We start from the raw sequence: 396 nt of genomic DNA on the forward strand, positions 1-396 counted from the left end.
TACCCGAAACGATCATCAATGACTGTCAGCCATGTCCCCGAACACCTGTCAATCATCTCCCCGGGACAAACATCAAGTCCGGGGTGACGACGGAGTGTGTGGCGGGCGTGAACGATCCAATGGAAAGGCTCGATGGATTGCCGCGTCGGCCTTCCCCGGCTCGCGTCACTCCCCATCCTTCGGACCCTCGCAATGACTTTGAAATCAAAGAGAAAACCGTCATTGCGAGCGAAGCGAAGCAATCCAGGCGGCAGTTCGCCAATCGAATGCGTAGCGGCGGTGCTTCGGGCCAGCAATGGGCCGTTGCCGCTTGCCGCACGACGGGGTGGAGCGCGATGCGCACCACCCGACCTCTCCCGTCCGGTCTCCTCCTCCCCGTGACCGCGACCGACTGGC

At 61.9% G+C, this 396-nt stretch carries 1 protein-coding gene; it reads left to right on the top strand.

All coding sequences use genetic code 11. The annotated features are described in order from the left end of the window. Nucleotides 1–107: 107 nt before the first annotated feature. Nucleotides 108–396: hypothetical protein (locus CH339_RS25045; RefSeq protein ID WP_210207397.1), on the top strand; the 289-nt coding region annotated here is incomplete at its 3' end.

This window comes from Rhodobium orientis (genome assembly GCF_003258835.1).
Taxonomy (GTDB): domain Bacteria; phylum Pseudomonadota; class Alphaproteobacteria; order Rhizobiales; family Rhodobiaceae; genus Rhodobium; species Rhodobium orientis.